This window comes from Nocardia sp. NBC_01377 (assembly GCF_045040005.1).
GTDB lineage: Bacteria > Actinomycetota > Actinomycetes > Mycobacteriales > Mycobacteriaceae > Nocardia > Nocardia noduli.
The window spans coordinates 8,277,043-8,302,623 of record NZ_CP109566.1; the positions used below are offsets into that span (position 1 = coordinate 8,277,043).

A 25,581-nucleotide genomic window follows, 5' to 3' on the forward strand; every position below is an offset into this window, starting at 1 on the left:
GTAGCCTTACCGGATGTCACCCAAGCTGTTACTGATCCGTTAGAATCTGATGTCACTTATTTGGGCCGTCGTAGACGCAATTTCTCGGCCAGCCGCAGTTCTCGGCCAGCTCCAACCGTCGAGCCAGCATGCGATTGTGGAGGCTCGCTGATGGCGCGGGTTGGGGCCAGTTTGGAAAGTGAGTGGGAGATGCGTGACGCCGCAAGGCCCGGCAGTAAGCGCTGGGCGCTCGGCAATTGGGACCTGCGCTGGAAGGTTACGGCGGTTCTCGCCGTGCCGCTTGCCGTCGCGGTCGGCCTCGGCGTGTCGAGGATTACCGCCGAGTTCTCGAACGCGCAGCGGTTGGAAGCCGTCGCCGAGAACATCGAGGCGATTCCGGCCGTCACCGGGCTGAGTGCTGCCTCGGCGACGGTCGCCGGTTCGCAATTGGTCTCACTCAACGGCCAGACCGTGGTGACCGACAAGGACCTGAGCGACCTCGACGAGGCCATCGCCAGGGCCCAGTCGGCCACGACCAAGCTGAAGACCCGGCCCGAGTCGCGCGCGATGCTCGAGAACATGATCACCGAGGCGGGCGCGCTGCGGACCAAGGGCAAGGCCCCCGCCGCGACGTCGGCGGAATCGATCGACGCGATCGACCGGATCCGTAACCTCAGCGTGCGGATCGTGGAGACCACCGTCTCCCAGGTCAGCGATACCGCCACCGACGCGGCCCGACTGCGGCTCGTGGACGCGCTGAACACCCGCGCCACCGTCGTCGGTGAGCTGGCCGCGTTCGCCGAGATCCTCAAGCGTCAGCCGGACTCGCTACAGAATTTCCTGGTCGCCTCCGCGACCGAACGTCAGATGCTGAACGTGCTCGCGCACCGGTTCCCCGACGGCGATACCGCCATCGCGGACCTGCGTGCGGGCGTGCAGACCCGAGTCGATCTCATCACGAGTCCGGAAGCGCAGGCTGGCCGGATCCCGCTCGGCGAGTCGAAGGCCTCGATGACCAGTAGCGTCGATGTCTACGAGCGTGTCGTCGCGAAGGCGACCAAGGACATCGAGACCTCGATGAACGCGCTCTCCAGCAAGGCCAACACCGACGCGTGGACCTACACCGCGGTCGTCATCGCCACCATTCTCGCGGCGCTGCTGCTCGCGGTGTTCGTCGCGCGGTCGATGATCCTGCCGCTGCACCGACTGCGCCTCGCCGCGTTGCGCGTGGCCGAGAGCGATCTGCCGCACGAGGTCGCCCAGCTGCGCGCGGGGGCCGCGCCGGAGGATGTGCCGCTGGAGCCGATGCCGGTGCGGAGTACCGAGGAGATCGGCCAGCTGGCGCGTGCCGTCGATGATATCCACGGCCAGGCCCTGCGCCTTGCCAGTGATCAGGCGCAGATGCGTTCCCAGGTCAACGACATGTTCGAAACCCTGGCACGGCGCTCGAAATCCCTCGTCGACCATCAGCTCAGCCTCATCGAGGCGATGGAGTACGACGAGAAGGACCCACGCCTGCTGGAGAACCTGTTCCGGCTCGACCACCTCGCCGCCCGTATGCGCCGCAACGGCGACAACCTGCTGATTCTCGCCGGCACCAAACAGCGCCGCGCGAAGTCGGCGCCGGTCGAGATCGCCGACGTCCTGCGCGCCGCGATCTCCGAGGTCGAGGACTACGAGCGGGTCAAGCTCGGCGCGACGCCGCGCGGTTCGCTCAAGGAACCCGCCGCCTCCGACATGGCGCACCTGTTCGCCGAATTGCTCGACAACGCGCTGCGGGCCTCCCCGCCCGAGACCGATGTGAAGTTCACCTTCGCGCAGGCCCACGACCAGGGCATGCTGATCGAGGTGGCCGACCGGGGTATCGGTATGCCACCCGCCGAGATGTCCGATATCAACCGCAGACTCGAGCAGACCGCCGAGCCGGGCCCCGACACCGCCCGCCACATGGGTCTGTTCGTGGTCGGCAGGCTCGCCGAGCGGCACGGTCTGACCGTGCGGCTGCGCCCGACCTTCGACACCGCGCGTGACCCGGGCGTCACCGTCACGGTGCACGTACCTGTCGGGTTGATCGTCGCGGGTCAGCCGATCAGCGCGCAGCCGGTCACACCGAGTCCGGTCCAGCAGTCGCCCAAGCAGGCGGGCCCCCAGCGGCCGTCGACCGGATCGTCCATGCAGACGCGCGCGGTCACCCGCACCCCGGGCGGCAACATGATGGTCACCGTCGACCCGGGCGTCAGCGGTCCGATTCCGATCACCAAGCGCCCCGACGCCCCGACGCCGTCGGCGGCCGGTGGCCTGCCGCAGCGTCAGCCGGGATCGGCGATGTCACAGGGCGCGGATCAGGCCCAGTCCGGTCCGACCCTGCGTCCGACACCGGGCCAGACGCCGCCGCCGGGACCCCAGCGCGGCAAACTCGCCGCAGCGAACATGCCCAAGCGCAACCTCGGCCCCGGTGGTCCGGGCGGACCCGCGGGTCCGGGACGACCCGGTGGTCCGGGTGGTCCCGGTGGGCCCAGCGTGATGGGACCCGGACCGGCGGGCGGTGCGAAACCGCCGTCGCGTGAACCCGCCTCGGGTGAGCTACCCCAGCGCCAGCTCGGCGCCAACGGTGTGCCCGCGGCCGGTGGTCCGCCGTCGGCGGGCGGTGGCCTGCCGCAGCGTCAACCCGGCGCCAACGGAGCACCGACGCGCGATCCCGCCGCCGGTGGTCTTCCGCAGCGTCCGATGAACGGCATGCCGCCGCGCGAGCCGACCGTCGGTGGCCTTCCCACCAGGGAGCCCGGTGCGGGTGGTCTGCCGACCCGGGAACCGGGAGCTCAGATCCCCCAGGGTCTGCCGCAGCGTCAGCCCGCGGCGAACCAGCCGAGAGAGGGCGCCCCCACCGGTGGCCTGCCGACTCGTGAACCGCTCGGCGGTGGTCTGCCGCAGCGCGAGCCGCGAGCGAGTGGGCTTCCCACTCGCTCGCCGGGAGCCAACGGGGCTCCGTCCCGGGACGCGGGGACCGGTGGTCTGCCGCAGCGTCAGCCGGGCGGTCTGCCCCAGCGTGAGCCCGCGTCGGGAGCACTGCCGACACGCGAGCCCGGCGCGCAGACCCCGGCGGGTCTGCCGCAGCGTCAGCCCGCGGTAAGTCAACGACCGGACAGCCTGTCCGGTGGCCTGCCGACCCGGGAGCCGCTCGGGAACGGACTGCCGCAGCGTCAGCCGGGCGCGCAGACCCCGACGGGTCTGCCGCAGCGCTCACCGGGCGCGAACGGCCCACGGCGCGAGGTAGTGCCGCCGGGAGTCGGTCTGCCGCAATCGGATCGCCTGACCGCGCCGTCGGACGCCGACGCGGGCGACACCGGCCAGGGCGTACGCGATCCCGGTAAGCACAGCTACCGTTCCAACCCAGCGAAGGCTGCCTCGTTCTTCCAGACTCGACTGCAACCCGCGGCCGAGACGGGGGCGACGATGGACAGTCCGATCTTCGCCGAGATGATGTCGTCGTGGCTCTCGGATCCGAATCCGGACCGGTCCCAGGTAGCAGCCGCCTTCGATTCACCCGGTGACGAAGGCTGGCAAGCCGCGAGGCGGGCCAGCGAAGCACAGGCCGAAACAAAAACCGCCGCTGGGTTGCCGCAACGCAATCCGGGCGGGAGGCTGGTCCCCGGCGCCGTCAACGGTGCTGTGGATCGAGCACCGCGCCGAGATCCGGAATCCATCAGGTCGAGCCTGAGCCGCCACCAAAAGGGCGTCCAGGACGGCCGCGCAATGAAGGCACCGAACCTAACCGGAGATAAAGGAGACCGATGAACCCCGATCTAGGTGGTACGAATCGTCAGCTGGATTGGCTGGTTTCGAACTTCGCCAACGAGGTTCCTGGCGTAGCTCATGCCGTCCTGGTCTCGGCTGACGGACTACTCATGGCCGCGAGCGCTCAGCTTCCCGTCGATCGCGCCGAGCAGCTCTCGGCCGTGACCGCGGGACTTGCCAGCCTCTCGGTCGGCGTCTCGAATCTGTTCGAGGGCGGCACCGTCCTGCAGTCGGTCGTGGAAATGGAACACGGCTACCTGTTGTTGATGGCTGTCGGCGACGGCTCCTACCTCGCTGTCCTGACCAATACGTCCTGCGATATCGGACAGGTCGGATACGAGATGGCGTTGTTGGTCGAACGTGTGGGTCAAACGGTGCAGGCCACCCCGCGCGTCACGATGGGTTCCTGATGGTGGGATGGACATAGAAGATCACCGCATGGGAAGCTCCGAGCCCAGTCTCGTTCGCCCCTACTCGCTGACCGCGGGCCGTACCAGGCCCGCGGTCGAGTTGGCGCTCGAGGCACTCGTGGCATCGCATCCGGTCGCCCTGGAGCGGCAGTTCGAACTGACCAACATCGAGACGTCAATCGTGGAGTTGTGCAGAGAATCGCCGTCCGTCGCTGAAGTAGCGGCACGTTTGGGTATTCCGATAGGCGTGGCACGAGTACTCGTGGCAGACCTCATCGAAGCCGGGCATGTCCGCGTTTCGGCGACTTTGAAAGACGATTCCAGCGACGATGAACGTCGCGAGCTGATCGAAAGGGTTCTCAGTGGACTCCGGCGTATATGATTCGACGGCGCAGGTCGACACCCGCACCAGCAAGCCGACCTCGGCGAAGATCGTGGTCGCGGGTGGGTTCGGTGTCGGCAAGACCACGATGGTCGGTGCCGTCTCGGAGATCGTTCCGCTGCGCACCGAGGCATTGGTGACCAACGCCAGTACCGGTATCGACAATCTGACCGGCATTCCGATGAAGTCGACCACCACGGTGGCCATGGACTTCGGCAGGATCAGCCTGGCCGATGATCTGGTGCTGTATCTGTTCGGTACACCGGGCCAGTACCGGTTCTGGTTCATGTGGGACGACTTGATCCGCGGCGCCATCGGCGCGGTGGTGCTCGTCGACACCCGCAGGCTGGAGGACAGCTTCGCGGCTGTCGACTATTTCGAAGCGCGCAATCTGCCGTTCTTGGTGGCGCTCAACGAATTCGATGATTCGCCGCGGTACCCGATCGAGGATATTCGGCAGGCCCTCGCGGTCCCCGCCGATGTCCCGATCCTGTCCATCGACGCCAGGCGCAGGGAACCGGCCAAGCAGGCACTCGTCTCGCTCACCGAATACGCCCTGCGCAAGGTGATGCAGGGCTACTGATACTCGGTCCCGACGCGGCGGTAGTCCGTGGCGTCGGGTTCGAGTGCGGCTGAACATCCGCGCTCACCGGTGTGACGCGTCGCCCGATATGCTCGCGCGATGCGGATTTCGGCGCGGGAGTTGCTCGGGCAGTTGCTCGACGCGGAGTCGTTCGTCAGCTGGGACCGGCCGCCGTTGGCGGTACCGGCATCCGAGCAATATCGCGAGGATCTGCGCAAGGCCGCCGTCGCCTCCGGCACCGATGAAGCGGTGCTGACCGGTGAAGGGCTGCTTCGTGGTCGGCGCGTGGCCGTCATCGCCTGCGAATTCGGATTTCTGGCCGGTTCGATCGGGGTGGCCGCCGCGGAGCGTATCGTCGCCGCGGTGGAGCGGGCCACCGAACTGGGCCTGCCACTGATCGCCTCGCCGACATCCGGCGGTACCAGAATGCAGGAGGGCACCGTCGCCTTCGTGCAGATGGTCAAGATCGCCGGCGCCGTCGCCGAACACAAGACCTCCGGCCTTCCGTACGTGGTGTATCTGCGCAACCCGACCATGGGCGGTGTCTTCGCGTCCTGGGGTTCGCTGGGGCACATCACTTTCGCCGAACCGGGCGCGCTCATCGGCTTCCTCGGTCCCCGTGTGTACAAGGCGCTGTACGGCGCGGATTTCCCGGAGGGCGTGCAGACCGCCGAGAATCTCTACCGCAGCGGTGTGATCGACGGCGTGGTCCCCGTCTCGGTTTTCCGCCGTATCGCGCACCGCGCGCTGAGTGTGTTCGGTGGAGTTCCGCTCGCGGATAGTCTTGTGGCACCGAAATTTTCGAGCGAACGGACGAATAGCGCTGCTGTGAAAGGTGATTCGGACGTTCAGGCGTTGTCACATCCATCCGGCTCCGTCGCGCCCGAGGGCGAAACCGACACGTGGCATTCGGTTTTGATCTCCCGCAGACCGGATCGCCCCGGCATTCGCGACCTGCTGCGCCACGTGACCCAGCGCGTCCCGCTCAGCGGCACCGGACAGGGCGAGTCGGACCGGACCGTCGTACTCGCACTGGCCAGATTCCGTGGTAGGCCGTGCGTCGTCTTCGGTCACGACCGCTCCAATCAGCGGGGCGAGAACACGATGGGCCCCGCCGCGTTGCGTGAGGCCCGCCGCAGCATGGCGCTCGCCGAGGAACTGCGACTACCGCTGGTCCTGGTGATCGACACCGTCGGCGCGGCGCTGTCGAAAGAAGCCGAGGAACGCGGCCTCGCCCCCGAAATAGCTCGGTGCATAGCCGATCTGGTGACCGTGCGCACCCCGACCGTCGCGGTGCTGCTCGGCCAGGGCACCGGCGGCGGCGCGCTGGCGCTGCTGCCCGCGGACCGCGTGCTGGCGGCCACGCACGCCTGGCTCGGCCCGCTGCCGCCGGAAGGCGCGAGCGCCATCGTCTACCGGGATACCGGACACGCCCCGGAATTGGCCGCCGCCCAACGGATCGGCGCCGAGCAACTGCGCGCGGACGGCATCGTGGACCGGATCGTCGCCGAATTGCCCGACGCCGCCGACGAACCGCACGATTTCGCCCACCGCATGGTCACCGCCGTCGCCGAAGAGCTGGCGGACCTGACCGCGATCGACCCGGCGCGACTGCGGCGTTCGCGCGGCGCGCGGTATCGCCGACTCGGCGTCCCCGGTTCGCGCTGAACCGGGTATCGCGGGCCGCCGACGCCCGAATCGCGCCCGAATCCTCGGCCGCGCAGGCATCCGAGCAGGCACGATCGTGCGAAACGACCCGGCCAACACACCCGCTCGCTCGTTGACGGTTCGCGCGCGCACTTCTACGGTCGAAGAGGTGACCTTCCGTAGCGAGACTTCCGCCGTGCCACCGATCGTGCTGAACGACGGGAACGTGATCCCGCAACTCGGCTTCGGTGTGTTCCAAGTTCCGTCCGACGAGGCGTTCCCGGTGGTGCAGGCCGCACTGGAGGCGGGCTACCGCAGCATCGACACCGCCGCCATCTACGGGAACGAGGAGGGCACCGGCCGTGCCATCCGCGAATCCGGACTACCGCGCGACGAGGTCTACGTCACCACCAAGCTGTGGAATTCCGAGCAGGGCTACGATTCGACGCTGCGCGCGTTCGACGTCAGCTCGAAGAAGCTCGGTCTGGACTACCTCGATCTGTATCTCATCCACTGGCCGGTCGCCGTGGCCGACAGATACATCGACACCTTCCGCGCCTTCCAGGCGCTGAAGAAGGACGGCCGGGTCCGATCGATCGGTGTCTCGAATTTCACAGAGGCACATCTGCAACGGGTCATCGCGGAAACCGGTGAGATCCCCGCGGTGAACCAGATCGAGCTGCATCCCCGGCTGGCGCAGCGCGCACTGCGTGAGTTCCACGCGAACAACGGCATCGCGACCGAAGCGTGGAGTCCGCTGGGGCAGGGCACGGTACTCGACGATCCGGCGGTCACCGCCATCGCCGAGGCGGTGGGGCGCACCCCGGCCCAGGTGATCATCCGGTGGCATCTGCAACTCGGGAACGTGGTCATCCCCAAATCGGTGACCCCGTCGCGGATCGTCGCCAATTTCGACGTCTTCGGTTTCGAGCTGACCGGCGAGCAGATGGCCGCGATCGACGGTCTCGACAGCGGCGGCCGCATCGGCCCCGATCCGGACGAACTCACCGCGGGCCTGTGATCAGTTCGTCGCCAGATATCGGGTGAGTTCCACCGCGGCGGCACGCCCGGCGCGATTGGCGCCGACGGTGCTCGCCGACGGGCCGTAACCGATCAGGTGGACGCGCGGGTCGGCGGCGACCCGGGTGGCGAGGCGTCCGGTCATCGTGATCCCGCCGCCGGGCCCGCGCAACCGCAGCGGCGCGAGATGGTCGAGCGCGCTGCGGAATCCGGTGGCCCACAGGATGACGTCGATCCGCTGGAAGCCCCCGTCGGCCCAGCGGACCCCGTCGGGTTCGATCCGGTCGAACATGGGCAGTCGCCGCAGCGCGCCGCGTTCTCGCGCCGCGCGCAGCCGATCGTCGAGCCGCAGACCGGTGACCGAGACCACCGATCCCGGCGGCAGACCGCGTCGCACCCGATCCTCCACGACGGCCACCGCGTCGCGCCCCGCCTGCGGGGTGAACTCGGTGTCGAGGAACACCGGTTCGCGCCTCGTCACCCAGGTGGTGGTCGTGGCCTGCGAGATCTCGTCGAGTAATTGCACCGCGGAGATACCGCCGCCGACCACGAGGACATGCTCGCCCGCGAAGTCGGCGGCCTCGCGGTAGTCGCGGGTGTGCAGTTGACGGCCCGCGAAGTTCTCGGCGCCGGGGTATCGCGGGATGAACGGGTGCTCCCAGGTGCCGGTCGCGTTGATCAGTCCGCGTACCCGGATGGTGTCCACGGTGTCGGTCTCGGCGGCGAGCACCTGGCCGCGGCCGTCGCAACGTTGCCCGTCGGCGGTGCGATCGCAGACGACCCGGACCGAGACCGGACGGTGTACCCGCAGGTCGTAGTGCTGTTCGTACCGCGCGTAGTAGTGCGGTACCGCCATCGCCGCCGCGACGTCGTCCGATCCGTCGGGCAGGGTCTCGGCGAAGGACATACCCGGCAGATCGTGCACCTTGTTGACCGTGCTCAGGGTGAGCGACGGCCAGCGGAACTGCCAGGCGCCGCCGGGACCGGGCGCGTGGTCGGCGACGAGGAAATCCACTTCCGGCCGCAACCCGAGTCGCTTCAGGTGATACCCCGCCGACAGCCCGGCCTGACCAGCGCCGATCACCAGGATGTCGAAATCTGTCGGCACAGCCGCCGATGCTATCGCGTTCAACGGTCCCGGCCCCCGGCTGTGGCACAGTGAAGGTATCGAAACGACACGGTGAGTTGGGGAGGATGCATGCTCGGAGTCAGCCGTGATGGTGACGTCGTCACCATCGAACTGCGACGTGAGGAACGTCGTAACGCGCTCAACGAAGAACTGGTGCTGATGCTGCGCGAGGCCGTGCTGGCCGCCGTCCGCGAACACGCCAGGGTGATCGTACTCACCGGAAACGGTCCGATCTTCTGTGCGGGCGCGGATCTGTCCGGGGTCTATTCCGATGATTTCCTGCACGCGTTGCAGGACATGCTGCACACGATCGAGGCCGCCCCGATTCCGGTGATCGCCGCCATCAACGGCGCGGCGCTCGGAGCGGGGGTGCAGCTGGCATTGGCCTCCGACCTGCGGGTGGTCGACCCGGACGCCTATATCGCCATCCCCGCCGCCAAGCTGGGGATCTCGGTGGACCGCTGGACGGTCCGCAGGCTGTCCGCCATCATCGGCGGCGGCCCGGCCCGCACCATCCTGCTGGGCGCGGAGACGGTCTCGGCCGCCGACGCCTACACCTTCGGGTTCGCCAACCGGCTCGGTACTCTCGCCGACGCGCAGGCGTGGGCGAAATCCATCGCGGAACTCGCGCCGTTGTCGCTGCGACACCTCAAGCTGGTGTTCAATGACGACGGAACACGCGAACCCGATACCGCGCAGCAGCGCGAGGCGTTGCAGGCGGCGTGGACCAGCGCCGACGCCGAGGAAGGGCGGCTGGCCAGGCAGGAGAAGCGTACGGCCAAATTCGTCGGCCGATGACGGCCGGTGCTGAGAACAGGTAGGGCGCGATGACGAATATGCGCAAGATCCTCGGTGTCGCGGCGGGAGCCGTCGGCTTGGCCTGGGTGGTGCGAGCGGCCTGGGGCATCCCGTCGGCGATCGGTGCGTCGATCTCGGCGATCCAGCCGTACGCCACCGGCGCGGCCACCTATCGCGACCGGCAGTTCCACAACACCGAGCCGAGCAGTCAGATCGCCGCGGGCGCGGCTCCCGGGCTGCTGTTGTCCGCGATGACCAAACGCGGTGTCGGCCGTCCGACCCGCCCGGTGCCGCTGCGTGCCCCCGAATTTCCCGCGCAGGCCTCGGATCTGGCCGTCACCTGGTACGGCCACGCGACCGCGCTGATCGAGGTGGACGGCTACCGCATTCTCACCGATCCGGTGTGGAGCGAACGGGTTTCGCCGTCGACGCTGGTCGGTCCGGCCCGGCTGCACCCGGTGCCGACGCCGCTGTCGCAGCTGCCGGAGGTGGACGCGGTGATCATCTCCCACGATCACTACGACCACTTGGACAAGGCGACGCTCAAGGCCCTCGTCGTCGGTCAGTCGACCCCGTTCCTGGTTCCGCTCGGTATCGGCGCGCACCTGCGGCACTGGGGTGTCCCCGAACACCGGATCATCGAATTGGATTGGGGCGCTTCGGTATCCCTGGCCGCGCTCGGTCGTGAGCGCGACGGCACCGATCTGGTGCTCACCTGCACCGAGGCGCGCCATTTCTCCGGTCGAGGACTGGTCCGCAACACCACCCTGTGGGCGTCGTGGTCGATCATCGGGCCCACCCGTCGCGTCTACTTCGGCGGCGACACCGGCTACACCAAGGCATTCGCGGAGGCGGGCGCGGCGCTCGGCCCCTTCGACCTGACCCTGCTTCCGATCGGCGCCTACGACGAACACTGGCCCGACGTGCACATGAATCCGGAGGAGGCGGTGCGTTCGCACGCCGATCTCTGTACCGGCGATCCGGGCCACGGCGTCCTGGTGCCCATCCACTGGGCGACCTTCAATCTGGCCTTCCACGGATGGTCGGAACCGGTGCGGCGGACGGTCGAGGCCGCGCGGGTGGCCGGTACCACGGTCGCGGTGCCGATGCCGGGTCAGCGCATCGATGCCGCCGGCCTCCCACCCGGTGAAAAATGGTGGGAAGATATGGGGTAGCACCTATTTTTTCGACTCGGTCCGGTTCGGCGATAGGAAAGGAACGACGGCATGAGTCTGGCGGACACACTCAAGGGTTTGGTCGGCAAAGGCAAGGACGCCGCGGCCAAGAACGCCCCCAAGATCAACGAAGCGGTCGACAAGGCGGGCGACTTCATCGATCAGAAGACCAAGGGCAAGTACTCCGACAAGATCGAGAAGGGTAAGGAGGCCGCCAAGAAGGTGGTCCCGCCCGAACAGCCGGGTCAGCCGGGTCAGCCCGGCCCGAAGGTCTGACAGGTGGCGGGGGCCGGTGTAGTGCCGGTCCTCATCACAGGAATTGAAATACGGTGTCCCGCCGGAGGTTCCGCGGTGGTCCCGGTGAGCCGGATGTCGATGTCGAGCTGAGCAATCTCGACAAGGTGTTGTATCCGGAGACGGGAACAACCAAGGGCGAGGTGATCGCCTACTACTCGGCCGTCGCGCCCGCCATGCTGCCGCATATCGCCGACCGTCCGGTCACCAGGAAACGGTGGCCGAACGGGGTCGACGCCCAGTCGTTCTTCGAGAAGAATCTGCCCTCGCACGCGCCGTCCTGGATCCCGCGGCGCACGATCGAACATTCCGATCGCCCCGTGCACTACCCGCTGATCGACTCCGAAGCCGGACTCGCCTGGATCGGACAGCAGGCGGCGCTGGAAGTTCATGTGCCGCAATGGCGTTTCGACGGCGGGGAGATCGGCGCGGCGACCAGGCTGGTCTTCGACCTCGATCCGGGACCGGGCGCGGGTCTCGCCGAATGCGCGCGGGTGGCGCTGCTGGTGCGCGAGGTGATCGACGGCATCGGATTGCGCGCGTTCCCGGTGACCAGCGGTAGTAAGGGTATCCACCTGTATGTCCCGCTGGCTCGGGCGCTGAGCCCGGGTGGTGCGTCGACCGTGGCCAAACAGGTCGCGACCAATCTCGAGAAATTACATCCCGACCTGGTCACCGCGACCATGGCGAAGGCGGTGCGACGCGGGAAGGTCTTCCTGGACTGGAGTCAGAACAATCCGTCCAAGACCACCATCGCCCCCTATTCGATGCGCGGGCGCGGTGTCCCCAATGCCGCGGCGCCGCGCCGCTGGGACGAGATCGAGGATCATGATCGGTTGCGGCACTTGCGATTCGACGAGGTGCTCGTCCGCTTCCGTGACGACGGCGACCTGCTCGCCGATCTCGATCCACCCGTCACCGCCGCACGATCGGGCGGAACGCCCGTCGACGCGCTCACCACCTACCGCTCGATGCGCGATCCCGGCCGCACCCCCGAGCCGGTGCCCGCGACGGTTTCCAGCGAAGGCGCGGGCGACCGGTTCGTCGTCCAGGAACATCACGCGCGTCGGCTGCACTGGGATGTGCGCCTCGAACGGGACGGTGTGCTGGTCTCCTGGGCGGTGCCCAAGGGCCCGCCGACCTCCTCGGAGCAGAACCGCCTCGCCGTCCACACCGAGGACCATCCGCTGGAATACCTGGACTTCCACGGTGAGATCCCCCGGGGCGAATACGGCGCGGGGAAGATGACCATCTGGGATTCGGGCACTTACGAGACCGAGAAGTGGCGCGAGGACGAGGTGATCGTCGAATTCCGGGGCACTCGCCTGACCGGCCGCTACGCGCTGATCCGGACCAACGGCAAACAGTGGCTGATGCATCTGATGCGCGATCAGCCGGGCTCCGGCGACGACGCGTCCGAATCCGGCCGTGCCGAACCGTCGAACGGGATCCTCGCGCCCGCGCGCGATCCCGTGCCGTTGCCGCGCGGTCTCGCGCCGATGCTGGCCACACCGGGAGCGGTCGGCGAACTGGACGACGACGAGTGGTGTTTCGAGACGAAATGGGACGGATTCCGTCTCCTCGCCGAAATCGATTCCGGCACGACGACTCTGCGCAGCCGCGCGGGCAATGTGGTCACCCGCCGCTATCCCGGAATCGCGGCCTTGTCCGACGAATTGTCCGGACACAGTGTGGTTCTCGACGGCGAGGCGGTCGTCTTCGACGATCACGGCGTCGCCAACCTCGGGCTGTTGCGGGCGGATCCGGCCCACGCGATCTTCGTCGCCTTCGATGTGCTGCACCTGGACGGCACCTCGCTGCTGCGCAAACGGTATTCCGACCGTCGCAGGGTGCTGGAGGCCCTGTCCGCGAACGCGCCGTCCATCCTCGTGCCGCCGCATCTGGACGGCCCCGGATCGGCGGCGCTGGATCAGAGCACCCGGCTGGGAACCGAGGGCGTGGTCGCCAAACGCAAGGATTCGGTCTATCTGCCGGGGAAACGCGGGCACTCCTGGGTCAAGGAACGGAACTGGCGCACCCAACGGGTGGTGGTCGGGGGCTGGCGGCGCAGTGAGGCGAGGGAATTCAAATCGCTGCTGGTGGGAATTCCGCACGGCGGCAAACTGTATTACGTCGGCCGGGTCGGCACCGGATTCGGCGATACCGAAATGCGCGAACTGGCTCGACGTCTGAACAGGTCGGCGCGCAAGACCAGTCCGTTCGACAACGACCTCACGGCGGACGAAGAGCGGGACGCGGTGTGGGTCACCCCGGCGATCACCGGCACGGTCCGTTTCATGAACTGGACCGAAACCGGACGACTGTGGCATCCGGCTTGGCTCGGCGAATCCGGCGATGCCGATTAGGCCGGTATTTGCCAGAGGTTCGCGAGTCGGTGTGATTCGGTTGTCTCACGGCTGAATTCGGTACCGCGATCATGGACGGCGGACGACCGCAGGCGACTCGAGTGCCGGTCGTTGCCCCATTGCCGGGCGCGCGTCGCCGCAGTACCGTCGAGGGTCCGCGAGATCGACACCTCGAAGAACAGGGGAGGCGCGATGCGGTCCCATGGTTGTTTGCCGACCGCGCCGGGAGCCCCGGCACGCAGGCACGGAATTCGGCGGATTCTGCTCGCCGTCCTCTCGATGATCGCCGCACTGTCGCTCGTCCCGGTGCACTCGGCAGGGGCGGATCCGGGCCCGCCGGACGCGGATCCGTTCTACGCCGCGCCGGAAGAACTGTCCCGGTACGCGGCGGGCGCGGTCGTCCGGTCGCGGCCGATCGCGATGTTCGGTCTGCCGCTTCCGGTTTCGGCCACGCAATTGCTGTACCGGAGCACCGATTCGTACGGAGCGCCGATCGCGAACGTGGCGACCGTGCTGGTGCCGAATCTGCCGTGGTTCGGCGGGGCGCGCCCGGTGCTGGCCTACCAGGTCGCCGAGAACAGCATCGGGTCGCGCTGCGCGCCCTCGCACGCCCTGCACGGCGGCTGGCCCACCGGTTGGAACACACTCGTGGACTCGCCGTTCATAGCCGCGGCGATGCTGCGGGGCTGGGCTGTCGTCGTCAGCGACTACGAGGGACCGGATTCCCGCTTCCTCGACGGGGTCAATTCGGGTCGCGGCGTGCTCGACGGTGTCCGCGCGGCACTGGCCTCGGGGCACGGCGGTATCGGAGCGTCGAGTCCGGTCGGGGCGTACGGATATTCGGGCGGCGCGTACGCGACCCTGTGGGCGGCGGAACTACAGCCCGAATACGCGCCCGAACTGCGGATGGCCGGTATCGGCGCGGGCGGCGTGCCCGCCGATTGGGCGAGTATCGCGGCGGGTGTGCAGGGCACGACCCAGGCCGGTCTCGCGGTGCTGATCGTGCACGCGATCACGCGCAACAATCCGGAGGCGGGCCTGGTCAACCTGCTCAACGATCGTGGGCGGGCGATGCTGGTCGAGGACGCGGGCGCGTGCGGCGAGGAACTGATCTTCAAATACGGCGGCGCGCGCGTGGACGACTTCGCCGCTGCCCCCGGCCTGTTGTCGCATCCGAGATTCCAGGCGGCACTGCGATCGCAGGAGTTGGGTGGTCGTGTGCCCGCGACGCCGATGTACCTGTACCACAGCACATCCGACAATGTGATTCCCGTGGCCGGGTTCACCGGGCTGGCCACCCGCTACTGCGCGCTCGGCGCGGATCTGGTCGGGCGGCATTCGCCGGTGCCGGGCCACAATCCGGTCGCGGTGGCCGAGGTGACCGGCGCGTTCGACCATCTCGCCGACCGTTTCGCGGGATATCCCCACGCGCCGGGATGTCTGGCGCGCTGAATGGCGCACACCCGCGCGGGTATGCGCCCCGCTTCGGCTAATTCGGCTTCGTGGCGAACTTGGATGTCCCGGGCGGGGCGGTGAACGTGCTGAGCATTTCGATCGCGGATATGACCAGGGCGGGGCCGCCGACGATGAGGGTGCCGACGATGCCGCCGATGGCGGCGCCGGTGGCCACCGTGCCGATCCCTACGATGCCGCCGAGGAAACCGATGAGCCCGATCCCGGCGCCGATCGCCGTGCCGACGAACGTGCCGATGGCCGTGGCGATTCCGAACTGCGTCTCGAACTCGGATTGGGCGCGCAGATTCTCGATGGCCGAGGCCGCCGGCTTCACCTGCACCGGCCGGGCGTGTTCACGGTCCTGGACCACGGTGAGTTCGAGGACGGTGGCGGCGTCGCGCACGGCGTGCGGCAGCGGGAATTCCACGCCGTTGGCCTGAAAGGACAGCGGCAGCGTGGCGACGGCGTTGCCGGCTTCGTCCTCGATGGTCACCGTCTCCCCGGTGACCTCGAAGGTTCCGTGGGTGAGGGTGGTGACGATCTTGTTGCTGACCAGACGCATGTCGTATCCGATATCGGGGAGTTTCGCCTCGACGGGCTGCGCGTGGGTGACCCCCGCGCCGACGGTGACGGCGACGGCGAGCGGTACCGCGGCCGCGGCGATCTTTCGGAGAATCATTTTCCGGGTCGTCCAATCTTCATCAGTTCAAGCCCAACGCATGCCCCAGCTCTCGGCAGCACTCCCCGAGGTATGTGGAGCTTTGATGTTTCAGATTGCGGGTGAGGACAATCTACCTCGCGGATAACGGTTCTGACCCCGGAACCGGGGGCATTCGTCTAGGATTTCGGCCGCGGATTTCGTGATAGCGCAACGCTATCCCGCGGTCAGATCAGCAGGTCGAGCCCGACCGAACCCGCGCAGACCAGTACGACCAGCCCGAGCGCGAAGGCGTCGCGGCGCGTGGGGGAACTCGGATGCGCGGTGAGCATGCCGGTGCCGCCACGCGCGGTGATGGCTTCGCCGAGTTCGGTGGCACGGCGGGTCGCCACCGCCATGGCTGCGGTGAGGATATCGATGAGCGGATTGTCGGCGGCCCGGTCGATCAGGGTGTCCTTGGGACGGAGTCGGCGCGCGGCGCGCAGCACCCGGATCTCCTCGAGGAGCAGCGGCAGGCCGCGCAGCATCAGCGCGACGACCACGGCCCACTCGTCCACCGGTATCCGCAGCCGCCGCAGCGGCGCGCCGAGTTTGGCCAGCGCGGGCGCGATATCGCCCATCGGGGTCGTCCACGCGATGAGGAAGGACGCGGCGACCAGGATCAGCCCGAACACCACGACCTGGGCGTAGCGCAGCACCGCGGCACCGCCCACCGGCAGATTCATCAGTCCACCGAGCGCCAGCGCGGCCCAGAACCACCAGGGCAGTCTGGGCAGCGTGCCGAGCGGTAGACGCGCGACCAAGCCGATCGCCACGAGGAAGATCACCATGGCCCCGAGCACCGTCCACGACGGCCAGAACATCAGCAGCAGGCTGATGACGAAGGCGCCGATCATCTTGGTGCCCGCCCAGAGGCTGTGGACCGGACTCGCGACCGGCACCTGACGCAGCAGCACGGTGCTCATGGACGTCCTCCGTTGTCGATGCGCCACGCGGCGTCACCCGGTGCGAGCGGGGCGGGCCGCCCGTGGTGCCCTGGTCTGGTGTCGAGGGCGGACGCGGCGTCGGTCACCGCGGCGCTCTCCGGAATACGTCCCGCCTCCAGATGCACGGTTCGGTCGCAGACCGCCGCCATATCCGCGACGTCGTGCGAGATCACGATGAGTGTGAGTCCCGAATCCCGTAGCCGCGCGAGCAGTTCCACGATATCGGCGCGACCTTCGGGATCAAGGCCTGCCAGCGGCTCGTCGAGGACGACCACCTGGGGCCTGCTCGCCACGATGGCCGCGAGCACCACCCGCTTCGCCTGCCCGCCGCTGAGTTCCTCGATCGAACGCGCGGCCAGCGCCCGGTCCAACCCGACGGCGTCCAATGCCCGGCCGACCGCACCCGATCCGGTCGCGCGGCCACCCCAGTTCGCGATCTCCTCGCCGACGGTCTGCTTCTGCAATTGCAGGCGGGTGTGCTGGAACGCCAGGGCGACACTGCCGATCCGGCCGGTGACCGGTTTGCCCTCGAGTTCGCAATGCCCGGAGCTCGGCCGGATGAGTCCGGCCACGATCCAGGCCAGCGTCGACTTGCCCGACCCGTTGCCGCCGACGACGAGCAGCGCCTCGCCGCGCCGAACCACGAGGTCGACGCCGTGCAGCGCGGGGGCCTCCCACGGGGTGCCCCGGTTGTAGGTGTGCCGGATACCGCGCAATTCCAGCAGCGGTCGGCCCATCGGACGGCGCCGGTCGTCGCGCGCGGGCCGTGGCCAGGCGGGCAGTCGCTCGACGGCTCGGCCCGCGGCCAGGTGGACGACCCGGTGCGCGGCGGCGGCGTCGGCCTCGTGATGGGTGACGAGTACGACCGCCATCGGATGCCGTCGCGGCAGATCGGCGAGCAGGGTGACCAGGTCGCGCCTGCCGTCGGGGTCGATCATCGAGGTCGCCTCGTCGGCGATGAGCAGCGCGGGTCTGCGCGCCAGCGCGGCGGCGACCGCGAGTCGCTGCTGTTGTCCGCCCGACAGCGTCGCCGTCTCGCGATCGCCCATTCCGGCGAGCCCGACCTCGCTCAGCAAACCATCGACATCGACCTCACCCGCCGATTCGGCGGGCAGGCCCCAGACCACGTCGTCGGCGACGAGCACACCCAGCGTCTGGCTTTCCGGACGTTGTAGGACCAGCGCGGTGCCGCCGCGGTGGCCGAGCCCGGCCGAACCGGGCCGCGACACCTCACCCGAACTCGGCGGCATCCCGGCCAGCAAACGGGTCAGCGTGGATTTGCCCGACCCGTTGTGGCCGACGATCGCGACGAATTCGCCGACTCGCACGGTGAGGTCGATCTCGCTGATCGCCTCGGCGGACGCGGCCGGGTATCGGAATCCGGCCGCACGCAGCGTCACCGGAAGCGGCGCGATCGGGCGATCGTCGGGCGGAGCGTCGAGCCGGTCGTGATTGGGCAGCCAGGCCAGTCGGTCGAGTACCGAGCCGAGCACCCACCACGACACCAGCGCGCTGAAGACCACGCCGATCGCGACGCCGCCGCCGACCCAGGCCCACCACCAGCGCAGCACCGAATCGGTGAGATCGGCCGCCGCCGTGCCGAGCGGTTCCAGTCGCGGCTGGCGCGCGGCGATCTTCTGGATCCCGGCGGCGGTGTTGCGGACGGTTTCGAAGAACAGTTCCCTGGTCTTGGCGAACAGCAGCAGCGAACCGACGGTGAACGCGGCCCAGACGAGCCCCGCCAGCGTCGACAGTCCGAGCACCGCGAACAGGCCGCGTCCGTGGCGCTTCACCCAGCCGATGATGCCGCCGATGGTCGCCGTCCCGATGACACCCAGCGCGGGCATGACCCCCGCCGCGACAAAGGTCACCAGGGTGGCCGCGACGGTCGCGGTGACGAGGGCGCGGGCCCGGTAGCGATGCGCGAGCATGCCCATCGGCACCGCGGCGACCAGTTGCAGGGCGGCGGCGAAGGGGATCACCGAACCGACGGTGATCAACCCCACCGTGACACCGCCGAGTACCGCACCGGTGGCCAGCTCGATCGGGCGCAGCGGCCCGCGCTCGTCGACGCCGGTCCGTTTCACGGCACTGGGCAGTTCGCTCACGGGTCAAGTCTGCCAGTAGCGGACCTGCCACCCCCCCGATCACCGTTCGCGGGGGTGTTCAGCCCGCCGGTGTGAGCGCGTAGTCGTCCGGCTTCAGCCGTCTGGTGCGCCGCCGATAGCTGGTCACGGTCCCCGGCCAGTTGTTCGTGATGCGCCCGGACGCGGTGCGATACCAGCTGCCGCAGAAATTCCACGGGGTGCGATCGAGGCGTTCCTGTAAAGCGGTATTGAATTCCCGCTCGGGTCCGTCGCGCACCTCGAGGTAGCTGCCGGGGTGTTCGGCGAGCAATCGGACCGCCTGGCGGATGTAGCGGGCCTGGGATTCGATCATGTAGGCGATGGAACCCACGCCGAGATTGGTGTTGGGACCGTAGACCATGAACAGATTCGGGAAACCGGGCACCGTGATGCCGTAGTGGGCGTGCGCCCCGTCCGCCCAGGTGTCGGCCAACTCGCGTCCGTTCCTGCCGTCACCACCCGAGACGTTCGAGCGACAGCATCCCCGGCACCCGCGCGAAGATCCGGTGCTGCACGGGGGAGTAGTCGGTGTCGAATTTCGGGATGACCCAGGGCGGGGTGCGCTGGAACACGGTCAGCCGGTCGACCACCGGCTGGATTTCGGGTACGAACTGGATCGCGCTGGCTCCGGTGCCGATACAGGCCACCCGCTTACCGGTCAGGTCGACGTCGTGGTCCCAGCGCGCGGAATGGAAGGCGGGGCCGGCGAAGGTGTCGATTCCGGCGATGGCGGGCAGCGCGGGACGGGACAGTTGGCCGACGGCCGGAATCAGGACGTCGGCGAATCGGGTCGTCCCGTCGGCGGTGCGCACCTGCCAGCGACCGCTGTGTTCGTCGAATACCGCACCGGTCACCTCGACGCCGAATTCGATGGCGTCGAAAAGCCCGTGCCCGCGCGCGACACCGGTCAGGTACTCGTGGATGGCGGCGCGCCCCGAGTACCGCTGCGGCCAGTCCGGCTTCGGTTCGTAGGAATAGGAGTACAGCGGCGACGGAACGTCGCACGCGGCGCCCGGATAGGTGTTCTCACGCCACACGCCGCCGAGGTCGTCGGCGCGTTCCAGCACGGTGACGTCGCGGAAACCGCCGCGTCGGAGTTCGATCGCCGCGCCGATCCCGCCGAATCCCGCGCCGATGACCAGCACGGATGGCCCAGATCGGGTACCGGCGACGGGCCGATCGAGAATTTCGGCCATAATGGCCGGGTGAGGCGGGTGGTGGATCCGGGAATCCGTGATTGGGACTTTCCGCGCGGGATCGCCAGCGTGGCGCTGATGGTCGGCTACGCGGGCGAATACGGGGTGCCCGCCGCGCGGATGCTGGCCGGTACCGGTCTGATCGAGCCGATGCTGCACGACCCGGACGGTCAGATCGACGCCACCACCGAACTCGCGGTCATTCGCAACCTGGTCGGTGAACTCGCCGAGCGACGTCCCGCGCTCGGCGTCGAGATCGGCCGCCGCTACCGCATCACCACCTTCGGTATCTTCGGCTTCGCCTGTGTCAGCAGCCCGACCTTGAGCGAGGCGATCGCGTTCGCGTTGCGCTATCTCGACCTGAGTTTCACGTTCTGTCTGCCGGTGGCCGAATGGTCCGATGGTGAATTCGTCGCGTGGGTGCACGACGAATCGGTCCCGGCCGATGTGCGTCGACTTCTGGTGGAACGCGACGTGACCGCGATGAACCAGGTGATGAGCGATCTGCTCGGTCGGCCGTTGCCGCTGACGCGGGCCGAATTCGCCTTCGACGAGCCTGCCCACGCCGACCGTATCGCCGAGGTCACCGGGATCACGCCGCGATTCGGCATGACGCACAACCTTTTCGCGATCGACCCGGCGATCCTGGATCAGCCGCTGCCGCAGGCGAACGAGCACACCTGGGCGATGTGCCTGGCGCAATGCCGGGATCTGGTCGATCGCAGACGGGCGCGCACCGGAATCGCCGCCGAGGTGCGCAAACTGCTGGTCCCCGGCGACGCCGACGGGTTCGCGGCTCCGGCCGGAATCGACTCCGTGGCAAGCGATCTCAATATGAGCACCAGAACGCTGCGGCGTCACCTCGACGCGGCGGGCACCAGTTACCGAGCGCTGCTCGACGAGGTGCGGCGCGCCCTCGCCGAGGAAATGCTCACCGCCACACCGCTTTCGGTCAGTGATGTGGCGATCCGGCTCGGATACGCCGAATCGTCGACGTTCATCTACGCGTTCAAGCGGTGGACCGGGGCCACCCCCGCCGCCTATCGGCGCGCCCGCGCCTCGCGGCGCTGACCGAACCTAGTGCGACGGCTGTACCGCGACTCGCCCGCCCATCGGCACCGTGCGGAAATGCGTTGTCAGTCGGCGCTTTTCGTCGATGATATGCAGCGCGATGGCGGGATCGGGGGCGTAGTCCATCACGCGGTGCGGCAGTTCCAGCTCCCATTCACCGCCGAGGATCGAGGCGGTACTCGGCCCGATGAGCAGGGGGCGTCCCGCGAAGGTGGTCGCCGCGGGGGAATGCGCGTGGCCGGTGATGACGCCGACGATCCGGTCGTCGCCCGCGACCACCTCGGCGAGCGCGCCCGGCTCGAGCAGGGAGATCTCGTCGACCACCGGGCTGAACAGGTGCGCGGGCGGATGGTGCAGACCGAGCAGGACCGGAGCGTCGGGCGCGGCGTCGAGAGTGGCGCGCAGCCAGTCGAGAGTGTCGTCGGACAGCCGCCCCGCGGCTTGACCGGGAACGCTGGAATCCAGGAGTACGACGGTGGATTCGCCGACCCGGTGCGCCTGGTTGAGCGGTTCGTCGGACGCGGGCTGACCGAGTAATACGCTCCGGAAATTGGCGCGGTCGTCGTGGTTGCCGGGGACGGCGTAGACGGGGATGTCGGTCCGCAGCGCCGCGCGCGCGTCGGTGTACTGCTCGGCTTTGCCGGAATCGGTGACGTCTCCGGTGACCAGGATCGCGTCGGGGCGGCGGCGTAGACCGGTGAGAAAGCTCATCACGCGTTCCACCCGTGCGGTATTGCGGGCACCGAGATCGAAGTGGGTATCGCTGACCTGAGCCACCAGGATCATCGGCGTTCGCTTTCTCTGGGGGATCGCTCCATTGCGTCAGAGTGTGCCCACGTCACCTTCGAGGCACCTATCCAGGCTAAATGACCTGGGCGTTACGCGTCGCCATGAGGCTCGCCACGGCGGACGACCGTGTTGTTGATCAGTGATCCGTATCATATGAATGTCATTCGACACGCTCGGCGAGAGTCTTGTTGTAAAGGGTCTGCAAGGCCCGCACGAACACGGCGCGGTCCGCCTCGGGGAGTGTGGTCAGCAGTGCTTCCTCCCGAGCCTGGATCTCGCGTTGTGCCCGGTCGCGCAGGGTGCGCCCGGCCTCGGTTATCGAGATCAGGTTGACCCGGCGGTCGGCGGGATCGGGTCGGCGCACGATGAGTTCGCTCCGCTGGAGTTCATCGAGCACGCCGATGACGCGCGTCTTGTCCGCGCCGATCGCCTTGGCCAGCGCCGCCTGTGTATAGACCGGTTCCGCGTCGAGGCCGAGCAGGACCGCGTAGCCCCACATCGTCAGCCCGTGCCGTCGCAGTATCGGCAGTTCCGCGTTCATCAGGGCACGCCCCAACGGGGCGATCATCGCGGCGAGGTCGGGGCGGCGGACATCGGGCATATCAAGAAAATAGCGGTTGGCCTATCGTAGGCGTAGTCATATGATGTGCATATGCATATGATAAACCAGCGCCTATCGAAGGGAAACCGATGACCGCCGACTCCCTCGTCCCAGTCTCCGACCTGCTCGCCCATCACGCGGCGGTGGTCCGAACGAGCATCCGCATCGTCGACCATGTCACCCGCGCCGACCTGCGCAAACCGACCCCGTGCGCCGACTGGACACTGCACGGCCTGCTCGCGCACATGATCGCCCAGCACCACGGCTTCGCCGCTGCGTCGCGCGGGATCGGCAAGGCCGAACGGTGGAAGACGCGCCCACTCGGCGACGATCCGGCCGCCGACTACCGCGCGAGCGCCGAAGACGTCCTCGCCGCGTTCGCCGAACCCGGTGTGCTGGAACGCGAGTTCCCGCTACCGGAATTCAGCCCGACGCACCTGTTTCCCGGCGCGCAGGCCGTCGGATTCCATTTCATCGACTACGTCGTGCACTCCTGGGATGTCGCCAGGACGCTCGGAATATCGGTGGATTTCGACGCCGCCGTGCTCGCGGCGGCGCGCCCGGTGGCGGCCGCGGTGCCGGGCGGATCGATCAGGACCGCGCCGGGGTCGGCATTCGGGCCGGCGGTGCCGTGGCACGACACGGCGACACTCGACGAGATCGTGGCCATGCTCGGTCGCGCACCGGACTGGCGCGACTGAAGGCGCGGTCAGTCGTCGCGGAGCAGCGCGGTGGCCCGGTCCAGCAGCTCGACCGGAGCGGACGCGGCCACCGCCACGGGCCTCCAGAAATCCGGTTCGGGCGTCGCCTCCAGATCGAGTTCGGGCGGTGTCCGCCACGAGGCCGACAGTCCGAGACGCCAGGAATGCAGGTGCGCACGCGGATGCGCGCCGGATCGGTCGAACAGCGGATCGCCGACGATCGGATGACCGATCCACGCCAGATGCACCCGGATCTGGTGCCGTCTCCCGGTGATCGGACGCAGGGCCAGCAGCGCCCGCCCCTCGGCGCGCGCCACCGTCGCGAAATGGGTGACCGACGGGTACCGCTTGGTGTCCAGCAGGTCGTCCTCGTCGACATACCAACGGCCGGAACCGGATTCGTGTATCGCCTCACGCGGCGCGGCGATCCGCACCCGGTTCTTGCGCCCCACGCTCAGCGGCAGATCGATCACCCCCCGATCCGGAAGTTCCGGGTCGTCCACCACCGCGAGGTAGGCCTTGCGGGCGGTCTGCTTGTTGAACTGGCGGGTCAACTCGCCGTGCGCGGCCAGGTCGGAGGCCAGCAGCACCAGACCCGATGTCACCTTGTCGATGCGATGCACCGGGTAGAGCGTCTGCCCCGCCGCCTCGGCGAGTTCGACGATATCGGTGTCGTGCCGCTCCCCGGTCACCGAGATTCCCGCCGGTTTGTTCAGCGCGATCACCGCGTCGTCGGCGGCGATCAGGTAGCGATCACGTAACTGTGGCCAGTTCATCTGCACCCGCAGGAGCCTAATCGGGGCTTTCGTGCCGAGTCCGTCATATTCTGGGGCTTGCCCGCTCTTCCGAATTTCCGAGACCGCGTCTCGGCAGCGAGTAGGAGAAACCAGTGAGCGCACACGGCACCGAAGCGGGGGAGAACCAGGGCGGCGCGTCACGCCCGTCGACGTCGGACAAGGCCGGCTCCAAAGCGGGAGGATCGGTCGGCAGCGGTAAGGGCACTCGGCCCACACCGAGTGTCATGCCGCGGAAAAAGCCGGTGTGATCAGGCGTCCTTCGGTCGCAGTAGATGTGGCCGCAAGCGGTTGAAACCGCGGACGCGGACGCTGCGCAGATTTCTGAGATCGAATTCCGGATCGCCGTCGAGCGCGGCCGCCGCACCGTCATCGATCAGGATGGTGCCCGGTCGCGCGACACCGGTGAGCCGGGAGGCCATATTGACCACCGAGCCGTACAGATCGCCGAAACGCTGCAATACCGGCCCGTAGGCGAGGGCGACCCGTAGCTCCGGGGTGCCGCCGACCATCATGGTCGACTCCTGGATCGCCAGCGCGATACGCGCGCCCGCCGCGGCCGTCTCCGCCGCGAACATCACCTCGTCGCCGACATTCTTGATGACCCAGCCGCCGTTCTCGGTGATCGCGGCCGTCGTGGTCGATTCGAAGGCTTCCAGCAGCATGGACAATTCGTCCGGATGCAGATGCCTGGTCAGGCGGGTGTAGCCGACCATATCGGCGAATCCGACCGCGAGTTCCCTGGTGGAATCCTCGGCGGTGCCGCCGTCGATCGAGCGGGCCAGCGCCGCGGCGAGGTGACGCCGCCACGCGTAGGTCTGCAATTCCTCCAGCACCGAGACCGTTTCCTCGGTGGCCGTTCGCGCGATCTTCGCCAGTTCCTGTGGATCGGTCACCGCGCCGTCGGCGGTCGCCGCCTGGACTCGGCTGGTGATCTCGGCCAGCACCAGGTCCGACTGCCATTCGGCGAGCCGCGCCATACCTTGGCCGAGGGTGCGCGCGGCAGCGGCCTGCTGGCGCAATCCGGAGTCGGCGACCACGTTCATGCCGCGGAAATTGCGGACGGCGGAAACGTCGGCGTCGGTGTAGTCGACGGCGTCGTCCGGATTGACCGGGAAACCGAGCGCCGTCCAGAGCTTGCGCGACACCTGCTCCGACACGCCCGAGCGTCCGGCCACCTCCGCGCGGTTGTACCGCCGTTCGCCGTCGAGTAGATAGGACTCGACGACAGACTGCACGAGTTCGGAGATTTCGGGCGCCACCATGGTTCGTACATTACGTTCCGCGCCCACCCGGCGGCGGCGATGTGCGGGGGACTTGGGCAACCTCACACCGGGGATGCCGCCGGAGGGTGTCACCCGGTCGCGAATGATGTTGTCGTCGAGGGTTATCGGTCGGCGGGGTCCGCCGGGATCGGTCTATTCCGCACTCGGCAGAATCATCAGGGCCACGATCAGGCCGAGGGCGATACTCGACCCGGCCAGGACCGTGACAACGGCCGACTGGGTGAGCACCGCGATGGCGATGGTGAAGGCAATACAGGTGATCGCGGCCAGGACGGCGGTCCCCGCTTCCACACCGGCGATTCGGGTTGGTCGCTCTTCCGTCACTGTCATACCTCGCTGA

Annotated in this window: 25 protein-coding genes; 14 read left to right on the plus strand and 11 right to left on the minus strand. The window is 68.2% G+C overall.

What is annotated here, in order from left to right; genetic code table 11:
- Window positions 1-189 precede the first annotated feature (189 nt).
- The 6 genes from OG225_RS38115 to OG225_RS38140 all read left to right on the plus strand — a co-directional run bounded on the left by OG225_RS38115 (window position 190) and on the right by OG225_RS38140 (window position 7,817).
- Window positions 190-3,774, plus strand: coding sequence for an ATP-binding protein (locus OG225_RS38115; protein ID WP_405179509.1), 3,585 nt, complete (start codon window positions 190-192; stop codon window positions 3,772-3,774).
- Window positions 3,771-4,184, plus strand: coding sequence for a roadblock/LC7 domain-containing protein (locus OG225_RS38120; RefSeq protein ID WP_011207200.1), 414 nt, complete (start codon window positions 3,771-3,773; stop codon window positions 4,182-4,184). The genes OG225_RS38115 and OG225_RS38120 overlap by 4 nt, the downstream gene beginning before the upstream one ends.
- Window positions 4,185-4,191: 7 nt before the next feature.
- Window positions 4,192-4,566 carry a DUF742 domain-containing protein gene (locus tag OG225_RS38125; RefSeq protein WP_109525302.1) on the plus strand — a complete coding sequence of 125 codons (375 nt, stop codon included), beginning with the start codon at window positions 4,192-4,194 and terminating at the stop codon, window positions 4,564-4,566.
- Window positions 4,547-5,149, plus strand: a complete 603-nt coding sequence (locus OG225_RS38130) for an ATP/GTP-binding protein (RefSeq protein ID WP_198654271.1) — start codon at window positions 4,547-4,549, stop codon at window positions 5,147-5,149. The genes OG225_RS38125 and OG225_RS38130 overlap by 20 nt, the downstream gene beginning before the upstream one ends.
- 99 nt (window positions 5,150-5,248) lie before the next feature.
- Window positions 5,249-6,817: a carboxyl transferase domain-containing protein gene (locus OG225_RS38135; protein WP_405179510.1), complete on the plus strand. Its 1,569-nt coding sequence runs from the start codon at window positions 5,249-5,251 to the stop codon at window positions 6,815-6,817.
- Between the two features lie 148 nt (window positions 6,818-6,965).
- Window positions 6,966-7,817, plus strand: coding sequence for an aldo/keto reductase (locus OG225_RS38140; protein ID WP_405179511.1), 852 nt, complete (start codon window positions 6,966-6,968; stop codon window positions 7,815-7,817).
- On the opposite strand, the gene OG225_RS38145 is transcribed toward OG225_RS38140, so the two are convergent.
- On the minus strand, window positions 7,818-8,924 hold the full coding sequence (locus OG225_RS38145) for an NAD(P)-binding domain-containing protein (protein ID WP_405179512.1): 1,107 nt from the start codon (window positions 8,922-8,924) through the stop codon (window positions 7,818-7,820).
- Between the two features lie 90 nt (window positions 8,925-9,014).
- Between OG225_RS38145 and OG225_RS38150 the strand changes: the two genes are divergently transcribed.
- The 5 genes from OG225_RS38150 (at window position 9,015) to OG225_RS38170 (ending at window position 15,030) form a co-directional block, all read left to right on the plus strand.
- Entirely contained in the window at window positions 9,015-9,743 is a 729-nt protein-coding gene (locus OG225_RS38150) for an enoyl-CoA hydratase (protein ID WP_405179513.1), read from the plus strand.
- A 38-nt stretch (window positions 9,744-9,781) separates the two neighbouring features.
- Window positions 9,782-10,918, plus strand: a complete 1,137-nt coding sequence (locus OG225_RS38155; protein ID WP_405183502.1) for an MBL fold metallo-hydrolase — start codon at window positions 9,782-9,784, stop codon at window positions 10,916-10,918.
- A gap of 51 nt (window positions 10,919-10,969) precedes the next feature.
- On the plus strand, window positions 10,970-11,194 hold the full coding sequence (locus OG225_RS38160) for an antitoxin (RefSeq protein WP_216912168.1): 225 nt from the start codon (window positions 10,970-10,972) through the stop codon (window positions 11,192-11,194).
- Between the two features lie 53 nt (window positions 11,195-11,247).
- The gene (locus OG225_RS38165; protein WP_405179514.1) at window positions 11,248-13,578 is read left to right on the plus strand and encodes an ATP-dependent DNA ligase; all 2,331 of its coding nucleotides are present in this window, start codon (window positions 11,248-11,250) and stop codon (window positions 13,576-13,578) included.
- Window positions 13,579-13,770: 192 nt separating this feature from the next.
- Complete coding sequence (locus OG225_RS38170) at window positions 13,771-15,030, plus strand: lipase family protein (protein ID WP_405179515.1); 1,260 nt, start codon at window positions 13,771-13,773, stop codon at window positions 15,028-15,030.
- A 37-nt stretch (window positions 15,031-15,067) separates the two neighbouring features.
- Here OG225_RS38170 and OG225_RS38175 read toward each other — a convergent pair whose 3' ends face one another.
- The 5 genes from OG225_RS38175 to OG225_RS38195 all read right to left on the minus strand — a co-directional run bounded on the left by OG225_RS38175 (window position 15,068) and on the right by OG225_RS38195 (window position 19,999).
- Window positions 15,068-15,712, minus strand: a complete 645-nt coding sequence (locus OG225_RS38175; protein ID WP_405179516.1) for an ammonium transporter — start codon at window positions 15,710-15,712, stop codon at window positions 15,068-15,070.
- Between the two features lie 206 nt (window positions 15,713-15,918).
- A complete protein-coding gene (locus OG225_RS38180) occupies window positions 15,919-16,656 on the minus strand; it encodes an energy-coupling factor transporter transmembrane protein EcfT (RefSeq protein ID WP_216912183.1) in 738 nt (245 codons plus the stop codon).
- On the minus strand, window positions 16,653-18,785 hold the full coding sequence (locus OG225_RS38185; protein WP_405179517.1) for an ATP-binding cassette domain-containing protein: 2,133 nt from the start codon (window positions 18,783-18,785) through the stop codon (window positions 16,653-16,655). Before OG225_RS38185 ends, OG225_RS38180 begins: the two co-directional genes overlap by 4 nt.
- A 58-nt stretch (window positions 18,786-18,843) precedes the next feature.
- Window positions 18,844-19,236, minus strand: coding sequence for a hypothetical protein (locus OG225_RS38190; RefSeq protein WP_405179518.1), 393 nt, complete (start codon window positions 19,234-19,236; stop codon window positions 18,844-18,846).
- Between the two features lie 19 nt (window positions 19,237-19,255).
- Window positions 19,256-19,999 (minus strand): flavin-containing monooxygenase, encoded by a 744-nt coding sequence (locus OG225_RS38195; RefSeq protein WP_405179519.1) that lies wholly within the window; start codon window positions 19,997-19,999, stop codon window positions 19,256-19,258.
- A 9-nt stretch (window positions 20,000-20,008) separates the two neighbouring features.
- On the opposite strand from OG225_RS38195, the gene OG225_RS38200 reads away from it, so the two are divergent.
- Window positions 20,009-21,070, plus strand: coding sequence for an AraC family transcriptional regulator (locus OG225_RS38200; RefSeq protein WP_405179520.1), 1,062 nt, complete (start codon window positions 20,009-20,011; stop codon window positions 21,068-21,070).
- A 6-nt stretch (window positions 21,071-21,076) separates the two neighbouring features.
- On the opposite strand, the gene OG225_RS38205 is transcribed toward OG225_RS38200, so the two are convergent.
- The gene (locus OG225_RS38205; protein WP_216912190.1) at window positions 21,077-21,856 is read right to left on the minus strand and encodes a metallophosphoesterase; all 780 of its coding nucleotides are present in this window, start codon (window positions 21,854-21,856) and stop codon (window positions 21,077-21,079) included.
- A gap of 163 nt (window positions 21,857-22,019) precedes the next feature.
- Window positions 22,020-22,460 carry a MarR family winged helix-turn-helix transcriptional regulator gene (locus OG225_RS38210; protein ID WP_405179521.1) on the minus strand — a complete coding sequence of 147 codons (441 nt, stop codon included), beginning with the start codon at window positions 22,458-22,460 and terminating at the stop codon, window positions 22,020-22,022.
- A gap of 89 nt (window positions 22,461-22,549) precedes the next feature.
- On the opposite strand from OG225_RS38210, the gene OG225_RS38215 reads away from it, so the two are divergent.
- Entirely contained in the window at window positions 22,550-23,161 is a 612-nt protein-coding gene (locus OG225_RS38215; RefSeq protein WP_405179522.1) for a TIGR03086 family metal-binding protein, read from the plus strand.
- A gap of 8 nt (window positions 23,162-23,169) precedes the next feature.
- Here OG225_RS38215 and OG225_RS38220 read toward each other — a convergent pair whose 3' ends face one another.
- Window positions 23,170-23,937 (minus strand): RluA family pseudouridine synthase, encoded by a 768-nt coding sequence (locus OG225_RS38220; protein WP_405183503.1) that lies wholly within the window; start codon window positions 23,935-23,937, stop codon window positions 23,170-23,172.
- A gap of 113 nt (window positions 23,938-24,050) precedes the next feature.
- Between OG225_RS38220 and OG225_RS38225 the strand changes: the two genes are divergently transcribed.
- Complete coding sequence (locus OG225_RS38225; protein WP_405179523.1) at window positions 24,051-24,206, plus strand: hypothetical protein; 156 nt, start codon at window positions 24,051-24,053, stop codon at window positions 24,204-24,206.
- On the opposite strand, the gene OG225_RS38230 is transcribed toward OG225_RS38225, so the two are convergent.
- Complete coding sequence (locus OG225_RS38230) at window positions 24,207-25,220, minus strand: adenylate/guanylate cyclase domain-containing protein (protein WP_216912194.1); 1,014 nt, start codon at window positions 25,218-25,220, stop codon at window positions 24,207-24,209.
- A 153-nt stretch (window positions 25,221-25,373) separates the two neighbouring features.
- The gene (locus tag OG225_RS38235) at window positions 25,374-25,571 is read right to left on the minus strand and encodes a hypothetical protein (protein WP_216912195.1); all 198 of its coding nucleotides are present in this window, start codon (window positions 25,569-25,571) and stop codon (window positions 25,374-25,376) included.
- Window positions 25,572-25,581 lie beyond the last annotated feature (10 nt).

Coding starts and splice junctions, on each gene's coding strand:
- OG225_RS38170 (WP_405179515.1), top strand. CDS start 13,771: ATGCGGTCCCATGGTTGTTTGCCGACCGCGCCGGGAGCCCCGGCACGC.
- OG225_RS38235 (WP_216912195.1), bottom strand. CDS start 25,571: ATGACAGTGACGGAAGAGCGACCAACCCGAATCGCCGGTGTGGAAGCG.
- OG225_RS38230 (WP_216912194.1), bottom strand. CDS start 25,220: ATGGTGGCGCCCGAAATCTCCGAACTCGTGCAGTCTGTCGTCGAGTCC.
- OG225_RS38125 (WP_109525302.1), top strand. CDS start 4,192: ATGGACATAGAAGATCACCGCATGGGAAGCTCCGAGCCCAGTCTCGTT.
- OG225_RS38135 (WP_405179510.1), top strand. CDS start 5,249: ATGCGGATTTCGGCGCGGGAGTTGCTCGGGCAGTTGCTCGACGCGGAG.
- OG225_RS38120 (WP_011207200.1), top strand. CDS start 3,771: ATGAACCCCGATCTAGGTGGTACGAATCGTCAGCTGGATTGGCTGGTT.
- OG225_RS38195 (WP_405179519.1), bottom strand. CDS start 19,999: ATGGCCGAAATTCTCGATCGGCCCGTCGCCGGTACCCGATCTGGGCCA.
- OG225_RS38215 (WP_405179522.1), top strand. CDS start 22,550: ATGACCGCCGACTCCCTCGTCCCAGTCTCCGACCTGCTCGCCCATCAC.
- OG225_RS38175 (WP_405179516.1), bottom strand. CDS start 15,712: ATGATTCTCCGAAAGATCGCCGCGGCCGCGGTACCGCTCGCCGTCGCC.
- OG225_RS38210 (WP_405179521.1), bottom strand. CDS start 22,460: ATGCCCGATGTCCGCCGCCCCGACCTCGCCGCGATGATCGCCCCGTTG.
- OG225_RS38205 (WP_216912190.1), bottom strand. CDS start 21,856: ATGATCCTGGTGGCTCAGGTCAGCGATACCCACTTCGATCTCGGTGCC.
- OG225_RS38115 (WP_405179509.1), top strand. CDS start 190: ATGCGTGACGCCGCAAGGCCCGGCAGTAAGCGCTGGGCGCTCGGCAAT.
- OG225_RS38220 (WP_405183503.1), bottom strand. CDS start 23,937: ATGAACTGGCCACAGTTACGTGATCGCTACCTGATCGCCGCCGACGAC.
- OG225_RS38180 (WP_216912183.1), bottom strand. CDS start 16,656: ATGAGCACCGTGCTGCTGCGTCAGGTGCCGGTCGCGAGTCCGGTCCAC.
- OG225_RS38150 (WP_405179513.1), top strand. CDS start 9,015: ATGCTCGGAGTCAGCCGTGATGGTGACGTCGTCACCATCGAACTGCGA.
- OG225_RS38155 (WP_405183502.1), top strand. CDS start 9,782: ATGCGCAAGATCCTCGGTGTCGCGGCGGGAGCCGTCGGCTTGGCCTGG.
- OG225_RS38160 (WP_216912168.1), top strand. CDS start 10,970: ATGAGTCTGGCGGACACACTCAAGGGTTTGGTCGGCAAAGGCAAGGAC.